The sequence below is a fragment of the Yoonia sp. genome (genome assembly GCF_036770585.1).
GTDB lineage: Bacteria > Pseudomonadota > Alphaproteobacteria > Rhodobacterales > Rhodobacteraceae > Yoonia.
Genome location: NZ_DAIPIW010000011.1, coordinates 1 through 17,556, shown reverse-complemented (window position 1 = coordinate 17,556; position 17,556 = coordinate 1). Strand labels below are relative to the sequence as shown.

Annotated in this window: 17 protein-coding genes and 1 tRNA gene; 1 reads left to right on the top strand and 17 read right to left on the bottom strand. The window is 63.2% G+C overall.

Annotated elements, in window-relative coordinates; genetic code table 11:
• Window positions 1-9 precede the first annotated feature (9 nt).
• Window positions 10-492, bottom strand: coding sequence for an oxidoreductase (locus tag V7N12_RS03770; protein WP_333712802.1), 483 nt, complete (start codon window positions 490-492; stop codon window positions 10-12).
• 192 nt (window positions 493-684) lie between these two features.
• Here V7N12_RS03770 and V7N12_RS03765 point away from each other — a divergent pair, with 192 nt between their 5' ends.
• Window positions 685-1,293 (top strand): response regulator transcription factor, encoded by a 609-nt coding sequence (locus tag V7N12_RS03765; protein ID WP_333712801.1) that lies wholly within the window; start codon window positions 685-687, stop codon window positions 1,291-1,293.
• Between the two features lie 32 nt (window positions 1,294-1,325).
• Here V7N12_RS03765 and V7N12_RS03760 read toward each other — a convergent pair.
• The 16 genes from V7N12_RS03760 to V7N12_RS03685 form a co-directional block, all read right to left on the bottom strand.
• Window positions 1,326-1,415: transfer RNA gene (locus V7N12_RS03760), tRNA-Ser, on the bottom strand.
• 79 nt (window positions 1,416-1,494) lie between these two features.
• Entirely contained in the window at window positions 1,495-2,127 is a 633-nt protein-coding gene (locus V7N12_RS03755) for a M35 family metallo-endopeptidase (protein ID WP_333712799.1), read from the bottom strand.
• A gap of 14 nt (window positions 2,128-2,141) precedes the next feature.
• Window positions 2,142-2,858, bottom strand: a complete 717-nt coding sequence (locus V7N12_RS03750; RefSeq protein WP_333712797.1) for an alanyl-tRNA editing protein — start codon at window positions 2,856-2,858, stop codon at window positions 2,142-2,144.
• Window positions 2,855-5,215 (bottom strand): mechanosensitive ion channel domain-containing protein, encoded by a 2,361-nt coding sequence (locus V7N12_RS03745; protein ID WP_333712796.1) that lies wholly within the window; start codon window positions 5,213-5,215, stop codon window positions 2,855-2,857. The genes V7N12_RS03750 and V7N12_RS03745 overlap by 4 nt, the downstream gene beginning before the upstream one ends.
• Entirely contained in the window at window positions 5,212-6,240 is a 1,029-nt protein-coding gene (locus V7N12_RS03740; protein WP_333712794.1) for a cysteine synthase A, read from the bottom strand. The genes V7N12_RS03745 and V7N12_RS03740 overlap by 4 nt, the downstream gene beginning before the upstream one ends.
• Window positions 6,241-6,294: 54 nt before the next feature.
• On the bottom strand, window positions 6,295-7,413 hold the full coding sequence (locus V7N12_RS03735; protein ID WP_333712793.1) for a gamma-glutamylcyclotransferase: 1,119 nt from the start codon (window positions 7,411-7,413) through the stop codon (window positions 6,295-6,297).
• 3 nt (window positions 7,414-7,416) lie between these two features.
• Entirely contained in the window at window positions 7,417-7,857 is a 441-nt protein-coding gene (locus tag V7N12_RS03730; protein WP_333712791.1) for a TrgA family protein, read from the bottom strand.
• A gap of 41 nt (window positions 7,858-7,898) precedes the next feature.
• Window positions 7,899-9,110, bottom strand: a complete 1,212-nt coding sequence (locus V7N12_RS03725; RefSeq protein WP_333712789.1) for a cyclopropane-fatty-acyl-phospholipid synthase family protein — start codon at window positions 9,108-9,110, stop codon at window positions 7,899-7,901.
• Between the two features lie 125 nt (window positions 9,111-9,235).
• Window positions 9,236-10,654 (bottom strand): cryptochrome/photolyase family protein, encoded by a 1,419-nt coding sequence (locus tag V7N12_RS03720; protein WP_333712787.1) that lies wholly within the window; start codon window positions 10,652-10,654, stop codon window positions 9,236-9,238.
• A gap of 19 nt (window positions 10,655-10,673) precedes the next feature.
• On the bottom strand, window positions 10,674-11,891 hold the full coding sequence (locus V7N12_RS03715) for an aminotransferase class V-fold PLP-dependent enzyme (protein ID WP_333712785.1): 1,218 nt from the start codon (window positions 11,889-11,891) through the stop codon (window positions 10,674-10,676).
• 73 nt (window positions 11,892-11,964) lie between these two features.
• Complete coding sequence (locus tag V7N12_RS03710) at window positions 11,965-13,617, bottom strand: BCCT family transporter (RefSeq protein ID WP_333712784.1); 1,653 nt, start codon at window positions 13,615-13,617, stop codon at window positions 11,965-11,967.
• Window positions 13,618-13,664: 47 nt separating this feature from the next.
• Window positions 13,665-14,084, bottom strand: a complete 420-nt coding sequence (locus tag V7N12_RS03705; RefSeq protein ID WP_333712782.1) for a universal stress protein — start codon at window positions 14,082-14,084, stop codon at window positions 13,665-13,667.
• A gap of 268 nt (window positions 14,085-14,352) precedes the next feature.
• Complete coding sequence (acuI, locus tag V7N12_RS03700) at window positions 14,353-15,336, bottom strand: acryloyl-CoA reductase (RefSeq protein WP_333712781.1); 984 nt, start codon at window positions 15,334-15,336, stop codon at window positions 14,353-14,355.
• Window positions 15,337-15,401: 65 nt separating this feature from the next.
• Window positions 15,402-16,502 carry a dimethylsulfoniopropionate demethylase gene (locus V7N12_RS03695; protein WP_333712780.1) on the bottom strand — a complete coding sequence of 367 codons (1,101 nt, stop codon included), beginning with the start codon at window positions 16,500-16,502 and terminating at the stop codon, window positions 15,402-15,404.
• A 5-nt stretch (window positions 16,503-16,507) separates the two neighbouring features.
• Entirely contained in the window at window positions 16,508-17,008 is a 501-nt protein-coding gene (locus tag V7N12_RS03690; protein WP_333712778.1) for a DinB family protein, read from the bottom strand.
• An 11-nt stretch (window positions 17,009-17,019) separates the two neighbouring features.
• Window positions 17,020-17,556 (bottom strand): DUF1326 domain-containing protein (locus tag V7N12_RS03685; RefSeq protein WP_333712777.1); only part of this gene is annotated, 537 nt, incomplete at its 5' end.

Sequence of the window (17,556 nt, the reverse complement as noted above, 5' to 3'; positions counted from 1 at the left end):
GCCCACCGGTCAGTCGGCCCTGATCGTGATCCGGTTCAACTGCCAGATACTGCGGGCATGAACGATTTCGGTCTGGAACGCCTCTGAACTGTCATAGGGATAGACGATCCAGAGCGGCCCCTTGTCGCGCACCGACATTTCCTTGCCATTCCGCAGGAAAGCGACAATCGGACCTTGCTGGAGTGCGTCCTGAACCGGAAAGCTGATCGCATAGTCATTGATGGCTGTTGCGATCAATTCCCCATCCGTGATGCCGTACCGGGCGACAAGCACCCACAGCGGCACGCCGGAAAAGGTCTGGACCCCCTCGGTCCAGATCGTTGTCGTCTCGAAGCTTTCCTGGTCCATCTCGCGCAGATTATCAAGCGTCAGCGCATGCTCGGCCTCAAGAACGGCGACGGTCAGGACAGGATCCTCTGCCGCAGCCGGACCCGCAAGCGAACCCAGCAGCCAAAGACCCAGCAGTCCCGTCAGTTGCACCCTCTTCCGCATCGCCCCACTCCCTTAAGCGCACGATATCCATTTGGCCCCAAAAAGGCAGCTTCCGCCATACCTTCCGTTCGGTAAGATGGCCCCCGCCTGTCCTTTTGCATAGCACTTTACGTCTAGGGGGTGCATTCCATGATTTCTACACCTATTTGCCCTTTAAATTTGACACTCACGCCAATCAGCTAAATTTCATTCATGACCACGCGAATTCTTCTGGCGGACGACCATGACCTGGTACGCGACACACTTGCATCCTTCATGCAGGCGCAGGGCGAATGCGATGTGACCGCCGTCAGCAGCGTCGATGCGGCACTGGATGTCATGGGCACAGATGGCGCCTTCGACCTTATCCTGCTGGACTACAACATGCCCGGCATGAACGGGTTGCAGGGCCTGTCGAGAACGATTTCCGCAGGTGGTGACACGCCGGTCGCGCTTTTGTCGGGTGATGCCTCTGCGACCGTCGTCGATCAGGCCATCGCGGCCGGTGCGGCGGGCTTCGTGCCCAAGACGCTTGGGGCCTCGTCGATGATCGCGGCGATCCGGCTGATGATGCTGGGCGAAGTCTTCGTGCCCTTCAACTACACCCAGCAAACCACCGCCGCTTCCATCGAAGGGCTGACCCCCCGCGAGACACAGGTTCTCAAGGCGCTGGCCGCCGGCATGGCCAACAAAGAGATCGCCCGGCAACTGGAATTGCAGGAAGTCACGGTCAAACTGCATGTCAAGACGCTGTTGCGCAAGCTGGGTGCCAAGAACCGGACCCAGGCCGCGATGATCGCGCGCGACCGCAAGCTTCTCTGACGCGGCAGGGGTCTGGCAAGGGCTGGACGGGATGGCGGACAGACAGGGATTCGAACCCTGGAGACGGTCTCCCGCCTACACACTTTCCAGGCGTGCGCCTTCGACCACTCGGCCACCTGTCCGTGGGCGGGGGTTTAGCCGCTTCACCGGATGAAATGCAAGGCCTACTCGCACAAAAATGGCGGCGCCAAAGGCAGGCCGCTAGCGCAAGGGGCGCGGTGCCGGTGGCGGCTTGCCGGTGACGGGCTGGCGCGAGAAATAGGTCACGTCCTCGGTGAAATACTGATAGCTGTCAGCGTTCTCGATGGCCAATGCGGCAGAGCTGCGCGCCATGGCCGCACATTCCCTGCGCGAATAGCAATGGTCTTCGGTATCGGCCACATGCTCGAAATGCGACAACTCATGCACGATCGTCCCCTCGCGGGTCCCGAAATCGCTTTGCCGCGCGCCCGGGCGCAGGGCCGAGAGGCTGGGCAGGTCAAAGAAGGACGGGCAGACATGCAGGTTGTAGGGCCGGTTGGTATAGACGAAGGCATATTCGCCCGATGCACAGCCGTCAGGCTCGATTTGCTCGCATTGCACCGTCACGGCACCGCGCCGGATCGCGGCGACGATCGCCTTGAGGTTCGCGCGGACATGCTCTGCGTTCGCGGGCGAATAGGCACCGAACCAGCGCGCGTATTCGCGTGTGTCGCCCACGGCAGCGGCGGCATCCACGGTCAGCGCTTTGGCCTGATCCAGCGCCTGCGCCAGGACCCGGGTCTCGGTTGGCGAACAGTCGCGGAATTTATCCGCATGAAGCGGGGCACCAAGGACGACCAGCAGAAAGAGCATCACAGACCGCACAGCTACACCAGATGCAGATAGACACGCCGGTTCTGGCGGCCCTTCTTTTCGATCTTGCCCAGACGCACCCGTCCGATCTCGGCGGTATTGGCGACATGGGTTCCGCCGCAGGGTTGCAGGTCGGCGGTTTCCGCACCGACCCCGATGCGCACAAGCCGGATCATCCCGGACCCACGCGGCGGCCGGACCGACATGGTCTTGACGAGGTCCGGCTGGGCGTCGAGCTCGGCGTCACTGATCCAGTCTTCGGTGACATCCATGTTGCAGGCGATCAGGCGGTTCAGATCGTCCTCTATCGTTGCCTTGTCCTCGGGGGTCTCGGGCATATCGAAGTCGAGCCTGCCCTTGTCGGCGGTGATGGCGCCACCGGTCACCGGCAGGGGGATCACGACCGACAACAGATGCAAGGCGGTATGCACGCGCATGTGACGATAGCGACGGTCCCAGTCGATCACCTGCACGACCGCGTCGCCGACCTGCGGCAAACCCGCCGGTTCGGCCGGGATCAGGATCACCGCATCACCGAGGCCTTTGACAGCCGTAGCGATCTCGATTTCCCGCCCGTTCCAGCGCAGCACACCGCTATCACCGGGCTGACCGCCCGACGTGGGATAAAAAAGCGAGCCGTCCAGAACAAGCCCGCCCTCGTCGGTGATCGACAGGACCTTGCCGGTCGCTTCGCGCGCGTAACCGTCGCGCCGGAACAAAAGCTCGGTCATCCTTTCAGGGCCTCCGGGTTGCGCAGCCATATGTCACGCTGGGCAAAGGGTATCTCGATCCCCTCTTCCGCGAACCGTTTGGCAATCGCATGGTTGATGTCGGATTTCGCCGAGATGACGAAATTCACGTCGTTCAGGATCGCGCGGATTTCGAAATCCAGCGAATCCGCCCCGAAACCGGCAAAGTGGATATTCGGCGGCGGCATCTTTTGCACCACGGGATGCGCCTCGGCGATTTCCTGCAGGATCCGCGCGACCTTTTCGGTATCGGTCCCATAGGCGACGCCCACCGGAACGATGATCCGCCCCGCCCAGTTGTTGCGTGTCCAGTTCGTCACCTGACCGCTGACAAGATCGGCGTTCGGCACGATGACGTCGCGGCGGTCGAAGGTCTCGATCCGGGTCGAGCGGACCGAGATCGAGCGCACGACACCCATCTGCCCGCCGACTTCGATCCAGTCACCTTCCGAGACCGGGCGCTCGATCAGCAGGATTATCCCCGAGACGAAGTTCGAGACGATCGTCTGCAAGCCGAAGCCGATCCCGACCGACAGGGCACCGGCCACGATCGCAAGGTTCGACAAATCCAGCCCCGCCGTGGTGATGGCAAAGACCGAGGCAAGGATGATCCCGACATAGCCAAGGCCCGCCACCAGCGCATTCTGCGCCCCCAGATCAAGCCGCGTGCGTGGCAGGACCGAGCGGCGCAGCAGCCCCTGCACGAACCGGGTCAGCAGATAGCCAAGCGCGAAGACAAAGACGAACATCAAAAAATCGGTCGGCGAGAGGCGCGTTTCGCCGATCGCGAAACCTTCGCGGAACCTTGTCCAGATCTCCAACAGGTCCTCGACGCGCGCCCCCCAGATCAGGGCGAAGAACGGTGCGCTGATCACGAAGAGCGCGAAGGTCACGAAGACCGGCAGCAAGGCATAGATCCCACGGTTGTCCTCGTCCTCGCTTGGCCGCTCCAGCAGGTCTTGGATGATCCGTTGCATCAGATAGAGCACGGCGGCCAGACTGAGGGACAGGATCGACGAGACAAGCAGGCTGCGCCCGGCGAACCCGAAACCGAAAGCCGCGATGGTCGGCGCGACAAGCGCCACGGCAATGCAAAAGCGCCCGACCAGAAGCCGCGATCTTCCGCCGGAGGATGGCGCATCCTCTGGCGTGGGCATGGGGGGTGTCCGGATCAACCGGCCAAGCCGCCAAAGACAGAGGCCGGTGACGACCAGCACTGGCCATTGGGCGACCGCTCGTGCGGCCTCTGACAGATCGATGGTGCGCAGACCGGCGCTGACCAGCACAACCACGGCCGCGATCCAGCCGATGGCCATGACATAGATCCGCCCCCGCGCCCTGACCGCAGGATCATATCTGAGATAACCGGCCTCCGCGCCCTGCGGGAAAATCTGCCGCGACAGCCACCAGCCGAAGATCGCGCAAAAGCCCGCCGAGGGGATCGCATCGACGATATCGGTGCCGCGCAGCCCGAAGATGCCCAACAGTTCCAGCGCCTGGGTCGCGATTGTCAGCCCGATCAGGGGCACGATGATTTGCGCAAAGGACACGAAAAACCGCAGCAGGGGCACCCATCGGCCCTGCATTTCGGACAATCTGCCGCGCCAGCGTGTGACCATGGACCTGCCGAAACTCAACAGGCCGATCCCCACCGCAAACAACAGGATCGCCTGTGGCAGAACCTGCAAGAGCGTTCCCGCCGCAAGGCCCGTGCGGATCCGGCCTGTCACTTCGGTTGAGACGATGCGGACCAGACCGCCGATCCCGCCCACCGCCTCGTGCATCGCCGACAGGCCGAAAGGCACCGGACCACGCTGGACAAGGGCTGCCGTGTCGCGTTGCAGGGCGCGGGCGTCGAACTCGCGGATCAGCCCCTCGGCGCGGACATAGGCCTCTTGTGCCAGAAGGCGCGGCGCGATCAGGTCATTGCGTTGCTCCACAAGATCGGCGCGGCGATCGGCGACCTGTTGCGGCTCTTGTCCGTTTTCAGGCACCGGCCCAAGGGCGGCAATCTGCGCATTGAGCGTGGCCAGACGCCCTGCGTTCTGTCGCGACTTGGCCAGAAAGTGATCCCGCCACACGACCAGTTCGGCACGCAGACGCCCGATCGCAAAGGGCGAGGCGGTCTCGCTGGCCGCCAGATCCTCGGCCCGCCGGGCCAGCCTGTCGAAGGCCGCAGGATCGAAGGGATCCGTTTGGGTCTCGACCGCGTTCGTCGCACCGTCTTCCAGCACGGCGGCATCGGGCAAGGGGATCGCCTCGCCCTGCGCCCATGCCGACAGCGGCAGCGCCAGACAGAAAAGTGCCGCGCAAATCCTTATCCGAAGCGTTGCGATCATACGTCCTCGAAGACCGTCGGCACGTCGATCTGCGCCTCAAGCCAAGCGGGGAACGGCAGGCCCTTGGAGCGCAGGAAAGCGGGATTGAAGATCTTCGACTGGTAGCGCGTGCCATAGTCGCACAGGATCGTCACGATTGTGTGGCCGGGGCCCATGTCGCGGGCAAGGCGGATCGCCCCCGCGATGTTGATCCCCGTCGATCCGCCCATGCACAGACCCTCGTTCTGCAAAAGGTCGAAGACGATGGGCAGCGCCTCGGCATCGGGGATCTTGTAGGCGAAGTCGGGCGTGAACCCTTCAAGGTTCGCCGTGATGCGCCCCTGCCCGATGCCTTCGGTGATTGAATCGCCCGCAGGCGGCACCTGACCGGTATAAAGCTTGTAGAGCCCCGATCCATCCGGATCGCTCAACCCCACCTTCACGCCCTTGGGCTGCAGATAGGTGCCGACACCGGCAAGCGTGCCGCCGGATCCGCAGGCGCAGGTAAAGCCGTCGATCCTGCCGCCGGTCTGGTCCCAGATTTCGGGTCCGGTCGTTTCGATATGCGCCTGCCGGTTGGCGGTATTGTCGAACTGGTTGGCCCAGACCGCCCCATGCGGTTCGGTCTTGTTCAAGGCTTCCGCCAGCCGGGCCGAGTATTTCACGTAGTTGTTCGGATTGGCGTAAGGCACTGCAGGCACCTCGACCAGATGCGCACCGGCGACGCGGATCATGTCCTTCTTTTCCTGGCTCTGGGTCTCGGGGATGACAATCACCGTCTTGAACCCCATCGAGGCCCCCACCAGCGCAAGCCCGATCCCGGTATTGCCCGCCGTGCCCTCGACGATCGTGCCGCCGGGTTTCAAGGCGCCGCGCGCCATCGCATCCTTGATCATGAACAGCGCGGCACGGTCCTTGACCGACTGGCCGGGGTTCAGGAACTCGGCCTTACCAAGGATCGTGCATCCGGTCGCCGCAGAGGCCGCATGCAGTTTGATCAATGGCGTATTGCCGACGGCTGCCGCCAGATCATTTCGAATTGTCATGCCGACCCCTTCTTGACTACCTGTTCCAAGGTGTAGGCGGCGATCGGTGCAAACTCAAGGCGCGCTGCGGCGCAAATCATCGCGAAACCGCAGCAGCCAGTAGATCAGATGCACCGCGGGGGCCGTCGCGATCTCGCCGCTGTCCACTAGCGCCAGCGCAGTGTCGAAAGACATGGGATGCAGGCGCAGATCCTCGCCCTCTTGAGGCAGGCCGCCGAGATAGGGCCTGTCCTGCGGCAGATCACAGATACCGACGAAGGTGTAGAAATAGTCGGTCATGTTGCCCGGCGAGATATAAAAGCTTCCGGCCTCGTGCAGGGTGACCTGCGACAGCCCCGCCTCTTCCTTCGCCTCGCGCAGGGCGGCCTCTTGGGGGGTCTCGCGGGCGTCGATGATGCCGGCGACCGGCTCCAGCATCCAGGGGTTGGGATCGTGCCGCAGGGCCGGCCCGATGCGCGCCTGTTCGACCAGAAGGACACGGTCGCGGACAGGATCATAAGGCAGGACCATCGCGGCATCGATGCCAAGGAAAGCCTCGCGCCGCATCGGACCCGACATGGCCCCCGCAAAACGCCGGTGGTTGATCGAAAACGCCTGAAAGCGAAAGAACTGGCCCAAGGGCGGCGTGACCGCTTCCGCCAGAAAGTCGCCCTCTTGCGCCGCATGGCGCTGCGTTGCGGGCACCAGGGCGGCCCGGTGTCTGGCCCAGGCCCGCGCCTCGATCATCGGCCACATGGCACGCAAGGTCGCATGATCCGGCAGGGGGTCGTGGGTAAAAAGCTCGGTCGCGGCCATGATCGCAGGCGCAAGATGGCCCGCTTCCCAACGGGCCAGCGACCAGTCCCCCTCGGCCCGGGCAAGATCGCTGGGCGGCAGATAAACCTGCGCCTCTTGCGGGCCGGCAGGCGTCATCACGGTCACGGTCTCTTTGCGGTAGCCAAAGGCGCCTTCGTAAAGATCCAGTCGCGCCACCTGATCGGGGGTCAGATCACGCCAGACCACCCCGTCGGCCTGTGCGCCGGGCAGAGGTGCGATGCAAGGCACCACGTCACCCCCGACAGGGAAGACGGCGAAATCCGCCAGCGTCGCGGCAACAGGACCCGAGGCCCCTGCCCCCGCCACCGCCGCCATCAGCGCAGGCGCGCGCAACGTCCCGTAGACGAAAAGGTCCATCGATCAGGGCAGCCGCCGGGCGACGATCTCGGTGATCCAAGCACAGACGAGGCCGCCCACGAGGATCGTGATGACAAGGTTGCTGGTGTAGAAATCCACAGCCTTTTCGGCGATCAGGGCGAATGTGTCGATGATCGCAGCGGTCGGCCCGTCATAGCGCAGACGCATCGCGTTTTTGACCATCTGATCGAAGGCCAGCGCAAAGACCATGCAAAAGGCCAGCAACGGCCCCATGGTCAGGCCCAACCCTGTCGATCTGCTCAGACCGTAGCCCGCCCTTGCGCCGCAGATCCGCCAGCCGATCACCACGCCGAACAGGATCGACACCGGAAACCAGTAGCCCGGCGGGCGGCCTTCGGGAAATGCGGGCACCGTTATGGTCGCAAGATACCATCCGAAAAGTCCAAAGAGCACGGCACCGGCCAGTCGTCCCGCTGTGGGCATCTGATCACATCCTCGCTTGGCTGTGACGGACCATCCGGCAATCAGGCGGGCCGCGTCACAGTAATCTGCGTCACGTCGCAGTTTCTGCTATCGAATGTCGCAGCACAAGAGGTGAGATAGAAATCCCACATCCGCTTGAACCGATCATCGAACCCGAGCGCCGAGACCTGATCCCATTTTTCGTTGAACGTCTCGTGCCACCGCCGCAGGGTCAGACCGTAGCTTTTGCCGAATTCGATCGAGCCCTGCACCGTCATGCCGGCCTTCTCGACCTCTTGGCGCAGCACCGAGGGGCTGGGCAGCATACCGCCGGGGAAGATGTATTTCTGAATGAAATCAACCGCTTTGCGATAGCTCTCAAAGCGTTCTTCCTTGACCGTGATGATCTGCAAGGTGGCGTTCTTGCCGGGTTTCAGACAATTGCAGACGGTCTGAAAGTAGGTCGGCCAGTATTTCTCGCCCACCGCCTCGAACATCTCGATGCTGGCGATGCCGTCATAGCGGCCCTTTTCGTCGCGGTAGTCCTGCATCTTGATCTCGACCATATCGGACAGGCCCGCCCTGGCCATCCGTGCCACCGCATAATCATGTTGCTCGCGGCTGATCGTCAGACCGGTCACCTTGATGCCGCGTTCCTTGGCGGCATATTCGGCGAAACCGCCCCAGCCGCAGCCGATCTCGAGCACATGATCACCGGCCTTCGCCCCCATCTGGTCGATCATGCTGGCGTATTTCGCGATCTGGGCGGCTTCTGTGCTTTCCTGACCCGTGGCGAAGATCGCCGACGAATAGGTCATCGTGTCGTCCAGCCACAGACTGTAGAAATCATTGCCGAGATCGTAGTGGTAGCTGATGTTCTTGCGCGCCTGCGCCTTCGAGTTGCGCTGCATCCAGAACCGCAGACGTTCATAGATCTGCACAAGGCGCTGGGCGGGGAAACCGTCGTAGATGTGGTCTGCGTCGTCATGCATGAAATCCATGACCGCCATCAGGTCCGGCGTGGTCCACCACCCGTCCATATAGGCCTCGGCAAAGCCGATGTCGCCCTCGCGGACCACGCGGGCAAAGAGATCAGGATTGTTGACATGCACCTCGGCCACGTAACCGGGATTGGGTCCTTGCGCGCGGAACCGCCTGTCATCAGGCAAAACGATATCGACCCGCCCTTTCTTGAGATCCTTGATCTGGTCAAAGACCCGGGCAAAATAACGGGGCAGATTGCTCTGACCACTGGTACTTGTCAAAATCGTCATGGTTCCTGTTTCCATCGCGCCCAACCTGCTTTTGTCCGGCACATCGTCCGTTTTGCAATAATTAACGCTTGCCCGCCCGAAGTCACGGAAAACATTAACAGTTCGTGACTTTCGGTCGGCCTGCCTCAGAAGCCCCGTTCCGCATAGGCGGCAAGCGCGCGTTTGCGACCCTCTTCGGCCGAGACGACCGCAGCGGGATAGGGATCACCCGCCGAAAGGCCCCAGGATTTCGGGATCATATCAAAATACGACAGCGCTGTCTTGGTCGGTGCCTTCTGTTCTTCGGCGATCCAGCGCCGGACATAGGCGCGGTCCTTGTCGAATTTGTCCAGCTGCGTGACGGGATTGAACACGCGGAAATAGGGTGTCGCATCCGGCCCCGACCCCGCCGACCACTGCCAGCCCATCGCATTGCTGCAAGGGTCCCAGTCGATCAGGCAATCGGCGAACCAGTCCAGACCGATCTTCCAATGGGTCATGAGGTGCTTGGTCAGGTATGATGCCACGATCATCCGGCCGCGATTGTGCATGGTGCCGGTGACATACATCTCGCGCATGGCCGCATCGACGAAGTGCATCCCCGTGCGCCCCTGCTGCCACGCCCTGACCTCTGGCGTGCCCTCATCGGCGTTCCATGGAAAGGCGTCCCAGTCCTCTTTCCAGTTGCCACTGGTGATCTGCGGCGTGTGGAAAGCCAGGTGATAGGCGAACTCGCGCCAGACCAGCTCTTTGAGGAACACCTCGGCATCGGCCTTGCCTGCCTGCAATGCGCGCCAGCCCGCGTGCCAGCAGCGGCGCGGGCTGATCTCGCCGTAGGTCAGGTTCTCGGACAGGCGCGAGGTGCCGTCCACCGCCGGAAGATCGCGGTTCTGCGCGTAATCCGCGACACGATGCGCCATGAAGGCCCCCAGCCGGTCGGAGGCGGCCCTTTCGCCCACGGTGCAATGGCTGGCCAGAATATCCGCGCCGCGCCGCATCGGGGCCGCCATCCGCCAATCGGTCAAGCGATCGCTTGCGGGCCAAGTGTCCGGTGCGGGAACCTTGGCGGGTGCAGGCAGATCGGAGGTAATGTCGGTGCCCCGCACCGCCTTCCACATGGGCGTGAAGACGCGATAGAAACCGCCGGTTTTGGTCTGCACGCGCCATGGCTCAAATAGGACATGACCGGCAAAGCTTTCGACGGCAACGCCATCATCGCGCAGCGCGGCCTTCAGCGCCGTATCCCGCTGCCGCGTGGCGGGATCATAGAGCCGCGACCAATAGACCGCCCCTGCCCCTGTCTCGGCCACAAGGTCGCGCAACACCTTCTGCGCATCGCCGCGGCGCAGGACCAGCCGCGATCCCTTCGCGGCAAGTTCCTGTCCGAGGCTCTCGACCGACAGCCCCAGGCGCATCTTCGGCGCGGCACCAAGCGACGCGACCATCTCGTCATGGATGAAGACGGGGATCACCGGATGGCCCGAGGCGACCGCGGCGCTCAGCGCCTCATGGTCACCCAGACGCAAGTCGCGCCGGAACCATAGCAGGATGGGGGAATTGCTCATCAGGTCTGCGCCTTTTTCGTTACAGGACCTGATCTAGCGCCGCCATCAGGGCGTCAACCTCGGCTTTTTGGGTGTAATGCACAAAGCTGAGCCGCAGCACACCCTTGACCGGATCGACACCCAAGGCGCCAAGCGGGCGTTGCGCATAAAAATCCCCGCCGCCCGCCATGATGCCATGGGGGGCCAGCCTTGCCGCCACCGCTTCACCGTCCGCCTCTAGCGCCAGCGCCACGGTCGGCGCCCGCTGCTCGGCATCGGAAGGGCCGATCAACCTGACAGAGTTCTTGGCGCTGACATAGTCCAGCAGGGGTTGCAGCAAGGCCACCTCATGCGCGCGCATCAGGTCATGGGCCTGCCGCGCCGCCGCAGCCCCCTGCCCGCCACCATGATGGGCCGACAGGGCCTCGATATAATCGGCCATGCCTGCGCTGGCCGCCACCTGCGCATGATCGGGACCGGCCGGCGTGAAGCGCTTGTAAAGGCTCTCGCCATTGAAATGATGCCCCTGATTGGGCAGCTCGAACCCCCAGTCCTCGCGGATCACCATGATCCCCTGATGCGGCCCGTAGGTCTTGTAGGCGCTGAACAGATAGACATCGCACCCCAGCGCCCCCACGTCGGGAAAGCCATGCGGGGCGTAGGACACACCATCCACACAGACCCGCGCGCCTGCCGCCTTGGCCATGGCGGTGATGGCTGCCACGTCGTTGATCTCGCCCACCACGTTCGAGCAATGGGGAAAGCACACCAGCGCCACGTCCCGTTGCAGCAGGTCCTTCAAGTCAGCAGGATCAAGCGCGCCCGTCTCGGGATCGATCCGCCACTCCAGTATCACGATCCCTTCGTCGGCCAAGCGCCGCCATGGTCCGGAATTGGCCTCGTGGTCCTGATTGGTGACGACGATGCTCTGCCCCGGCTTGATCCATTTGCGGACCGCCTGCGCCAGCACATAGGTATTCTGCGTGGTCGAGGGTCCGAAGGACAGCTCATGGGTCTTGACCCCCAGCATCGCGGCCAACCGCGCGCGGGCCTCGTCCATTTCCGCGCCGCCAAGCCTGGAGGCCGCGTAAGGCGCATAGGGTTGCACCTTCCTTGCGGTATAAAAGCGATGCAGGCGGTCGATCACCTGCCGGCAGGTATAGGACCCGCCCGCGTTTTCAAAGAAAGCCTGGCCTTGCAGGTCAGGCTGCGCGAAAGCGGGGAATTGGCCCCGCACCCATGCGATATCCAGTGTCATGGCGCCATGGATCAGAAAAAAGCCCCGATGCGCAAGCACCGGGGCCCTGATTTCTTTTACGACGCCTGCGCGTTCAGGCGCGTTTTTCGGCCTGAAGCCCGCGGAAGATCGCCCAGCACATCAGCAAGAGGACGACAGTGAAGGGCAATCCGGTCGAGATCACCATGGCCTGCAACGAGGCCAGACCGCCCCCGATCAGCAGCGCAATCGCGACCAGTCCCTCGAAGGTGCACCAGAAGACCCGCTGCGGCAAAGGCGCATCGATCTTGCCGCCCGCCGTGATCGTGTCGATCACAAGACTGCCTGAGTCCGAGGACGTCACGAAGAACACGATCACCAGAATGATCCCGATCGTCGAGGTGATCGACGCCAGTGACAGTCCCTGCAACATCGCGAAAAGCGACAGCTCGGGCCGGTAGGTGTCGATGACGTTGGCCTTCACCGCGCTCGCGTCGGCATTGGCGATCATCTCGTTGATGGCCGTGCCCCCGAATGTCGCCATCCAGAAGACGCAGACCAGCGATGGAATGATCAGCACGCAGGTCACGAACTCGCGCACGGTCCGCCCGCGCGACACCCGCGCGATGAACATGCCGACGAAAGGTGACCAACTGATCCACCACGCCCAGTAGAAGGCCGTCCAGCCCTCGCGGTAGCCGTCATCTTCACGCCCGACAGGGTTCGAAAGCGGCAGTATCTCTTGCCCGTAAGCCATAAGTGTCGCGCCGAAGTCGCGGAAAATGCCGACAGCGCCCGCCGTGATCACGACGAAAGCCATCAGGATCAGGGCCAGCACCATATTGGCCTCGGACAGGACCTTGACCCCGCCATCCAGACCGCGCAGCACCGAAATCAGCGCAATCGCGGTGATCAGGATGATCAGGATCACCTGCGTGGTGACGCTGCTGGGGATGCCATAGACAAAGTCGAGCCCGGCATTGGCCTGCTGCGCGCCCAACCCCAGCGAAGTCGCCAGACCGAAGAGCGTCGCGAAGACCGCCACGATATCGATCACATGGCCCCACCAGCCCCAGACACGCTCGCCCAGGATCGGATAGAAGGCCGAGCGGATCGACAGCGGCAGACCCTTGTTGTAGCTGAACAGCGCCAGCGCCAGTGCAACGACCGCATAGATCGCCCAAGGGTGCAGCGCCCAATGATAAGAGGTCGCGGCCAGCGCCATGCGTTTGGCGGCCTCGACGTTCTCGGGGATCAGCACACCGTCCTCGGTAAAGGGCCGGACAGCGCGCAGCGGCTCGTCGCCCCAGGGGGTGCCGGAGTAATAGGCCGGTTCCAGCACGCCGAAAAACATCAGCCCGATACCCATACCAGCCGCGAACAGCATCGCGAACCAGCCCGGATAGCCGTAATCCGGTGTCGCATCCGCACCGCCAAGACGCACCGACCCATAGGGCGACACGATCAGCAGCAGACAGAAGATCACGAAGATATTCGCAGAGACCAGAAAGAAGCCGTCAAAGGTTGATGTCAGGGCCGGACGCAGCCAGCCGAAGAATTCAGCCGCCTGTGTCGGCGCGATCAGCGCGTAGGCCACGAAGACCACGACCGAAAGGCCCGATATCAGAAAGACCGGATTGTGGATGTCCAGCCCGAACGGTCCGACCTGCGCTTCGATATTGTCCTGACCGATCTCGTAATCGGTCTCGATCACATCCGACACGCCCTCCGGTTCGGGTATTCCCAGATTGGTGGTATTTTCTGCCATGTTGGCGTCCTTTTTTGATTGTTCTTTGGTGTCCCGTCGCGCGCGTCTCAGGCGGCGCGCACAAGGCAAACCGATACGTTTGTGTGCCGTGCAAGGTTGCCGCCGTTCGAGGCGAAGACCAGATCACCGGCATTCGGAACATGCGTGGCCATGACCACCAGATCGGCGCCGACCTCGTCGACGGCCTGCACCAGATCATCGTCCATCGTGGCGACAGGGTCATGCGAAATCACGACATGGGCCGAGCCGCGCTGGCCATGCGCGGTCGACTGCTTTCGGGCAAGCTCATCGAGCTTGCTGCGATACTCTTCGGGGGTATGCGCCACGGCACTCGGGGGGGCGCTGGTCACACCGACATAGCAGACATCCGCCTTGTAGACCTTCGCAAGATCCGCCGCCATATCGACGGCTTTCTGCATGCGACTGACATGTGCCAGATCAATCGGCACCATGATCTTGTCAAACATCTTTCCCTCCTGTCGCAACCTTGCCGCCTCGCGTCGTTTGCGCAGTTTCGGCGGGTGTTGCCTTGTTCCCGAAACAGCGGAAAACCCGCGATTTCAGGCAAAGCCTAACAGCAAGACACCCCCTTTCACAACCAAACGGGACAGGAAAAGAAGATTTCGCGACATCCCATGTCGGTTTCGGACCTGTCAAACCACCACCAGACCCAGACAGAAAAGGGCCGCGCAGGTGATGCCCGCGCGGCCCGCTTGTTTGGCAAAGGCCCCTTTTTCAGGCGTTCACATCGACCACGACACGGCCCCTCACCTGGCCTTTCAGGATACCCCGCCCGAGGTCCGGAAGGTCGGCCAGAGTCGCGGGCTGGATCATCGCCTCCAGCTTGTCGAGCGGCAGATCACGCGCGATCCGCTCCCATGCGCGCAGACGGTTGGCGTAGGGTTGCATCACGCTGTCGATGCCCAAAAGGTTCACCCCACGCAGCAGGAATGGAATGACCGTCGCAGGCAGACCCGCCCCGCCCGCAAGACCGACAGCCGCGACCGAGGCGCCGTATTGCATCTGGCCCAGAACCCGCGCCAGCATCTCGCCACCGACGGCATCGACGCAGCCGCCCCAGGTCTCGGCCTCGAGCGGGCGTTTCACCGTCTCGTTGATCTCGTCGCGGGCGACGATCCGGCTGGCCCCGAGGCCCTTGAGGTAATCCGCCGTCTCGGGCCGCCCGGTGACTGCGGCTACCTCGTGGCCCAGATTGGCAAGGATCGCGGTCGCCACGGACCCGACACCGCCCGCGGCCCCGGTCACCAGAACGGGGCCGTCCTTAATGCCGTGATCCTCCAGCGCCATGACCGCCAGCATCGCGGTAAAGCCCGCCGTGCCCACCGCCATCGCCGCGCGCGTATCCAGCCCCGCAGGCAGCGGCACCAGCCAGTCGGCCTTGACCCGCGCCTTCTGGGCATAGCCGCCCCAATGCACCTCGCCCACGCGCCAGCCGGTCAGAACCACCTTGTCGCCTGGCTTGTAACGCGCATCCTCCGAGGCCGCGACCGTCCCGGCAAGATCGATCCCCGGCACATGGGGATAGTTGCGCACCAGCCCGCCGCCCGGACCGATGCAGAGCCCGTCCTTGTAGTTCACCGTCGAATAGTCGACAGCGACGGTCACGTCCCCTTCGGGCAACTGATCCTCGCTGATCTGCCGCACCGACGCGCTGGTCTTTCCGTCTTCGGTCTTCTCGACCACCAAAGCGTTGAACATTCCCGTCTCTCCTCTTCTTTCTCCCAGGACACTCCCGCCGGAGGCTCCGGCGCGTGCCCCCGTGATCATAGCCAGAATTTGTCCTGCACCGTCGCGGCACGGACCCCGTCGGGTGTGTGCACCTCGAAAGCGGTGCCTGCGTCCCAATGGGTCATGCGGACCATGCCGATCGCCACATTCGTTCCAAAGTCGGGGGACTTCGCCGCCGATGTCACCTGCCCGATGCGCTTGCCCTTCGCCATCAAGGGCCAGGCGCGGTCGCAAGGCGGTATGTCGCCATCGATCGCAATCGCCCTGATCTGTTGCGTCGGCCCTTCCTTGGCCACGCGCAACAGCGCATCGCGCCCGACACAACCGATCGCGGTCTGGGTGGAACAGAACTTGCCCAGCCCGCATTCATGCGGCGTGTTCTCGCGGGTCATGTCGTTGCCATAGGACAGCAAGCCACCCTCGATCCGCTCGATCAGGTTGGGACAACCGGCGTGCACATCCAGATCCCTGCCCGCCTCCATCAGCGCATGCCACAAGGGCATCCCGTTTTGCGTCCCGTCCACGTAGATCTCATAGCCGCCCTGCTTGGAATAGCCCGAGCGCGCAATGGCCATGCTGACACCGTTGAAATCGAACCAGCCGAACCGGAAGAACCGGATCGCCCGCACCGCATCGCCGAAGACCCGCGCCATCAGCGTCTCGGCCTGCGGTCCCTGCACGGCCAAGGGCGAAATATCGGGCTCATCCACCAGCACATCGAGACGATAGCCATAGGCAAGGCCCTTGACCCACAACAGAAGATCACTGTCGGCAATCGAAATCCACCAGCGGTCGTCCGCCAGCATCAGCCCCACCGGATCGTTCAACATGCCGCCGGTTTCATCGACGATGGGCAGATAAAAGCACTGCCCCGGCAGCATCCCGCGCAGATCGCGCGGCGTCAGCATCTGCATCAGGCGCGCGGCATCGGGGCCGCGCAGTTCCACCTGCCGCTCGCAGGCGACATCCCAGACCTGCACGGCGGATTTCAGGTGATGGTAATCCTCGACGATGCTGCGAAAGACCGTCGGCAGCAGCATCCGGTTGTAGACGGTATAGCCCTTGACACCGGCGGCCTCGACACCGTCGGAAAAAGGCGTGCGCCGCACGCGGCGGGAAGGGGCGATGGTGGCCATGGTGGCTACTCCGGCATGAAAGGGAGATCGGTGTCGCCGGGCTTCAGCCCCAGCGACGTCAGCATCTGGTGGACCTGACCGCGATGATGGGTCTGGTGATTGAACATCTGTATGACGCAAAGCGCCTTGGGCTTGGTGATCTCGCGGCCAGCCGCGCCGGAATACCACGCCAGATCACCGACAAGATCCAGCGCATGCACCGCATCGGCCCAGAGCCTGATCCGCGCATCCATCCGGAACCGCTCCGCGGCCCAGACCGCAGGTGTCGGGGTGAAATCGGGACTGCCCTTCAAGCGCACATCCGTTCCCTCTTCGCCATCGAGACGGCTGATCCACATCAGGTCCGCCCAAAGCAGATGGTTCAGCGTGCCCATGATCGACCCCCAAAAGGCGCCGCGATCATGCAACAGTGTCTCGCGGTCCATACCGCCGACCATCCCGCGCAGCCCGTCATTCTGCCACGCGTTGTAGCGCGCCATCAAACGGCAGTATTCCGGCGTGATCATCACGGCACCCGTCAGTTCGGGCCATGCCAGTCGATCTGGCAGATCTCGGCGCTGCGGCCATCGAAATCCCAGACGCGGCCATAGGCGCGCACGCGGCCCTTGTTGGCGGTGGCGACGGTGATGTCCGGCCCCATCCAGTAACCGGTGTTGGTGACGACGATGTCCTCATCCGCGCGCTTGCCCTCGACGGGGACGACCTCGCCCTGAATGGCCTTGCCGACCATCAGGCGGCGTGTCTTGCCTTCGGTCTCGAAGATCACGGGGGCGCGCTCGGCACCGATGAACTCGCTGACCAGCACCTTGAAGAGCCCCGTGGTCCCGCGCGCCTTGCCGGTAAAGATATTCAGCAATCCGTCATAGGCCGCCTCGCTTGCGCGCTCGTCGATATAGGCGGCGGCCTTCCAGTTGCCGCGCGCCATCAGGCCCGGAATTTCCAGCACCAGCCCGACGTTCAGCCCGCTCAGGTCCTCGTCGCCGTAATGGCCGCTGTCGATGCGGATGCCCGACCAAGCCTGGCAATAGCCTTCGGTCGGCGCGTGTTTGCCAAG

Coding starts and splice junctions, on each gene's coding strand:
- V7N12_RS03730 (WP_333712791.1), bottom strand. CDS start 7,857: ATGCCCACAGCGGGACGACTGGCCGGTGCCGTGCTCTTTGGACTTTTC.
- V7N12_RS03740 (WP_333712794.1), bottom strand. CDS start 6,240: ATGACAATTCGAAATGATCTGGCGGCAGCCGTCGGCAATACGCCATTG.
- V7N12_RS03735 (WP_333712793.1), bottom strand. CDS start 7,413: ATGGACCTTTTCGTCTACGGGACGTTGCGCGCGCCTGCGCTGATGGCG.
- V7N12_RS03720 (WP_333712787.1), bottom strand. CDS start 10,654: ATGAGCAATTCCCCCATCCTGCTATGGTTCCGGCGCGACTTGCGTCTG.
- V7N12_RS03710 (WP_333712784.1), bottom strand. CDS start 13,617: ATGGCAGAAAATACCACCAATCTGGGAATACCCGAACCGGAGGGCGTG.
- acuI (WP_333712781.1), bottom strand. CDS start 15,336: ATGTTCAACGCTTTGGTGGTCGAGAAGACCGAAGACGGAAAGACCAGC.
- V7N12_RS03765 (WP_333712801.1), top strand. CDS start 685: ATGACCACGCGAATTCTTCTGGCGGACGACCATGACCTGGTACGCGAC.
- V7N12_RS03755 (WP_333712799.1), bottom strand. CDS start 2,127: ATGCTCTTTCTGCTGGTCGTCCTTGGTGCCCCGCTTCATGCGGATAAA.
- V7N12_RS03705 (WP_333712782.1), bottom strand. CDS start 14,084: ATGTTTGACAAGATCATGGTGCCGATTGATCTGGCACATGTCAGTCGC.
- V7N12_RS03690 (WP_333712778.1), bottom strand. CDS start 17,008: ATGATCACGCCGGAATACTGCCGTTTGATGGCGCGCTACAACGCGTGG.
- V7N12_RS03725 (WP_333712789.1), bottom strand. CDS start 9,110: ATGACGATTTTGACAAGTACCAGTGGTCAGAGCAATCTGCCCCGTTAT.
- V7N12_RS03750 (WP_333712797.1), bottom strand. CDS start 2,858: ATGACCGAGCTTTTGTTCCGGCGCGACGGTTACGCGCGCGAAGCGACC.
- V7N12_RS03695 (WP_333712780.1), bottom strand. CDS start 16,502: ATGGCCACCATCGCCCCTTCCCGCCGCGTGCGGCGCACGCCTTTTTCC.
- V7N12_RS03715 (WP_333712785.1), bottom strand. CDS start 11,891: ATGACACTGGATATCGCATGGGTGCGGGGCCAATTCCCCGCTTTCGCG.
- V7N12_RS03770 (WP_333712802.1), bottom strand. CDS start 492: ATGCGGAAGAGGGTGCAACTGACGGGACTGCTGGGTCTTTGGCTGCTG.
- V7N12_RS03745 (WP_333712796.1), bottom strand. CDS start 5,215: ATGATCGCAACGCTTCGGATAAGGATTTGCGCGGCACTTTTCTGTCTG.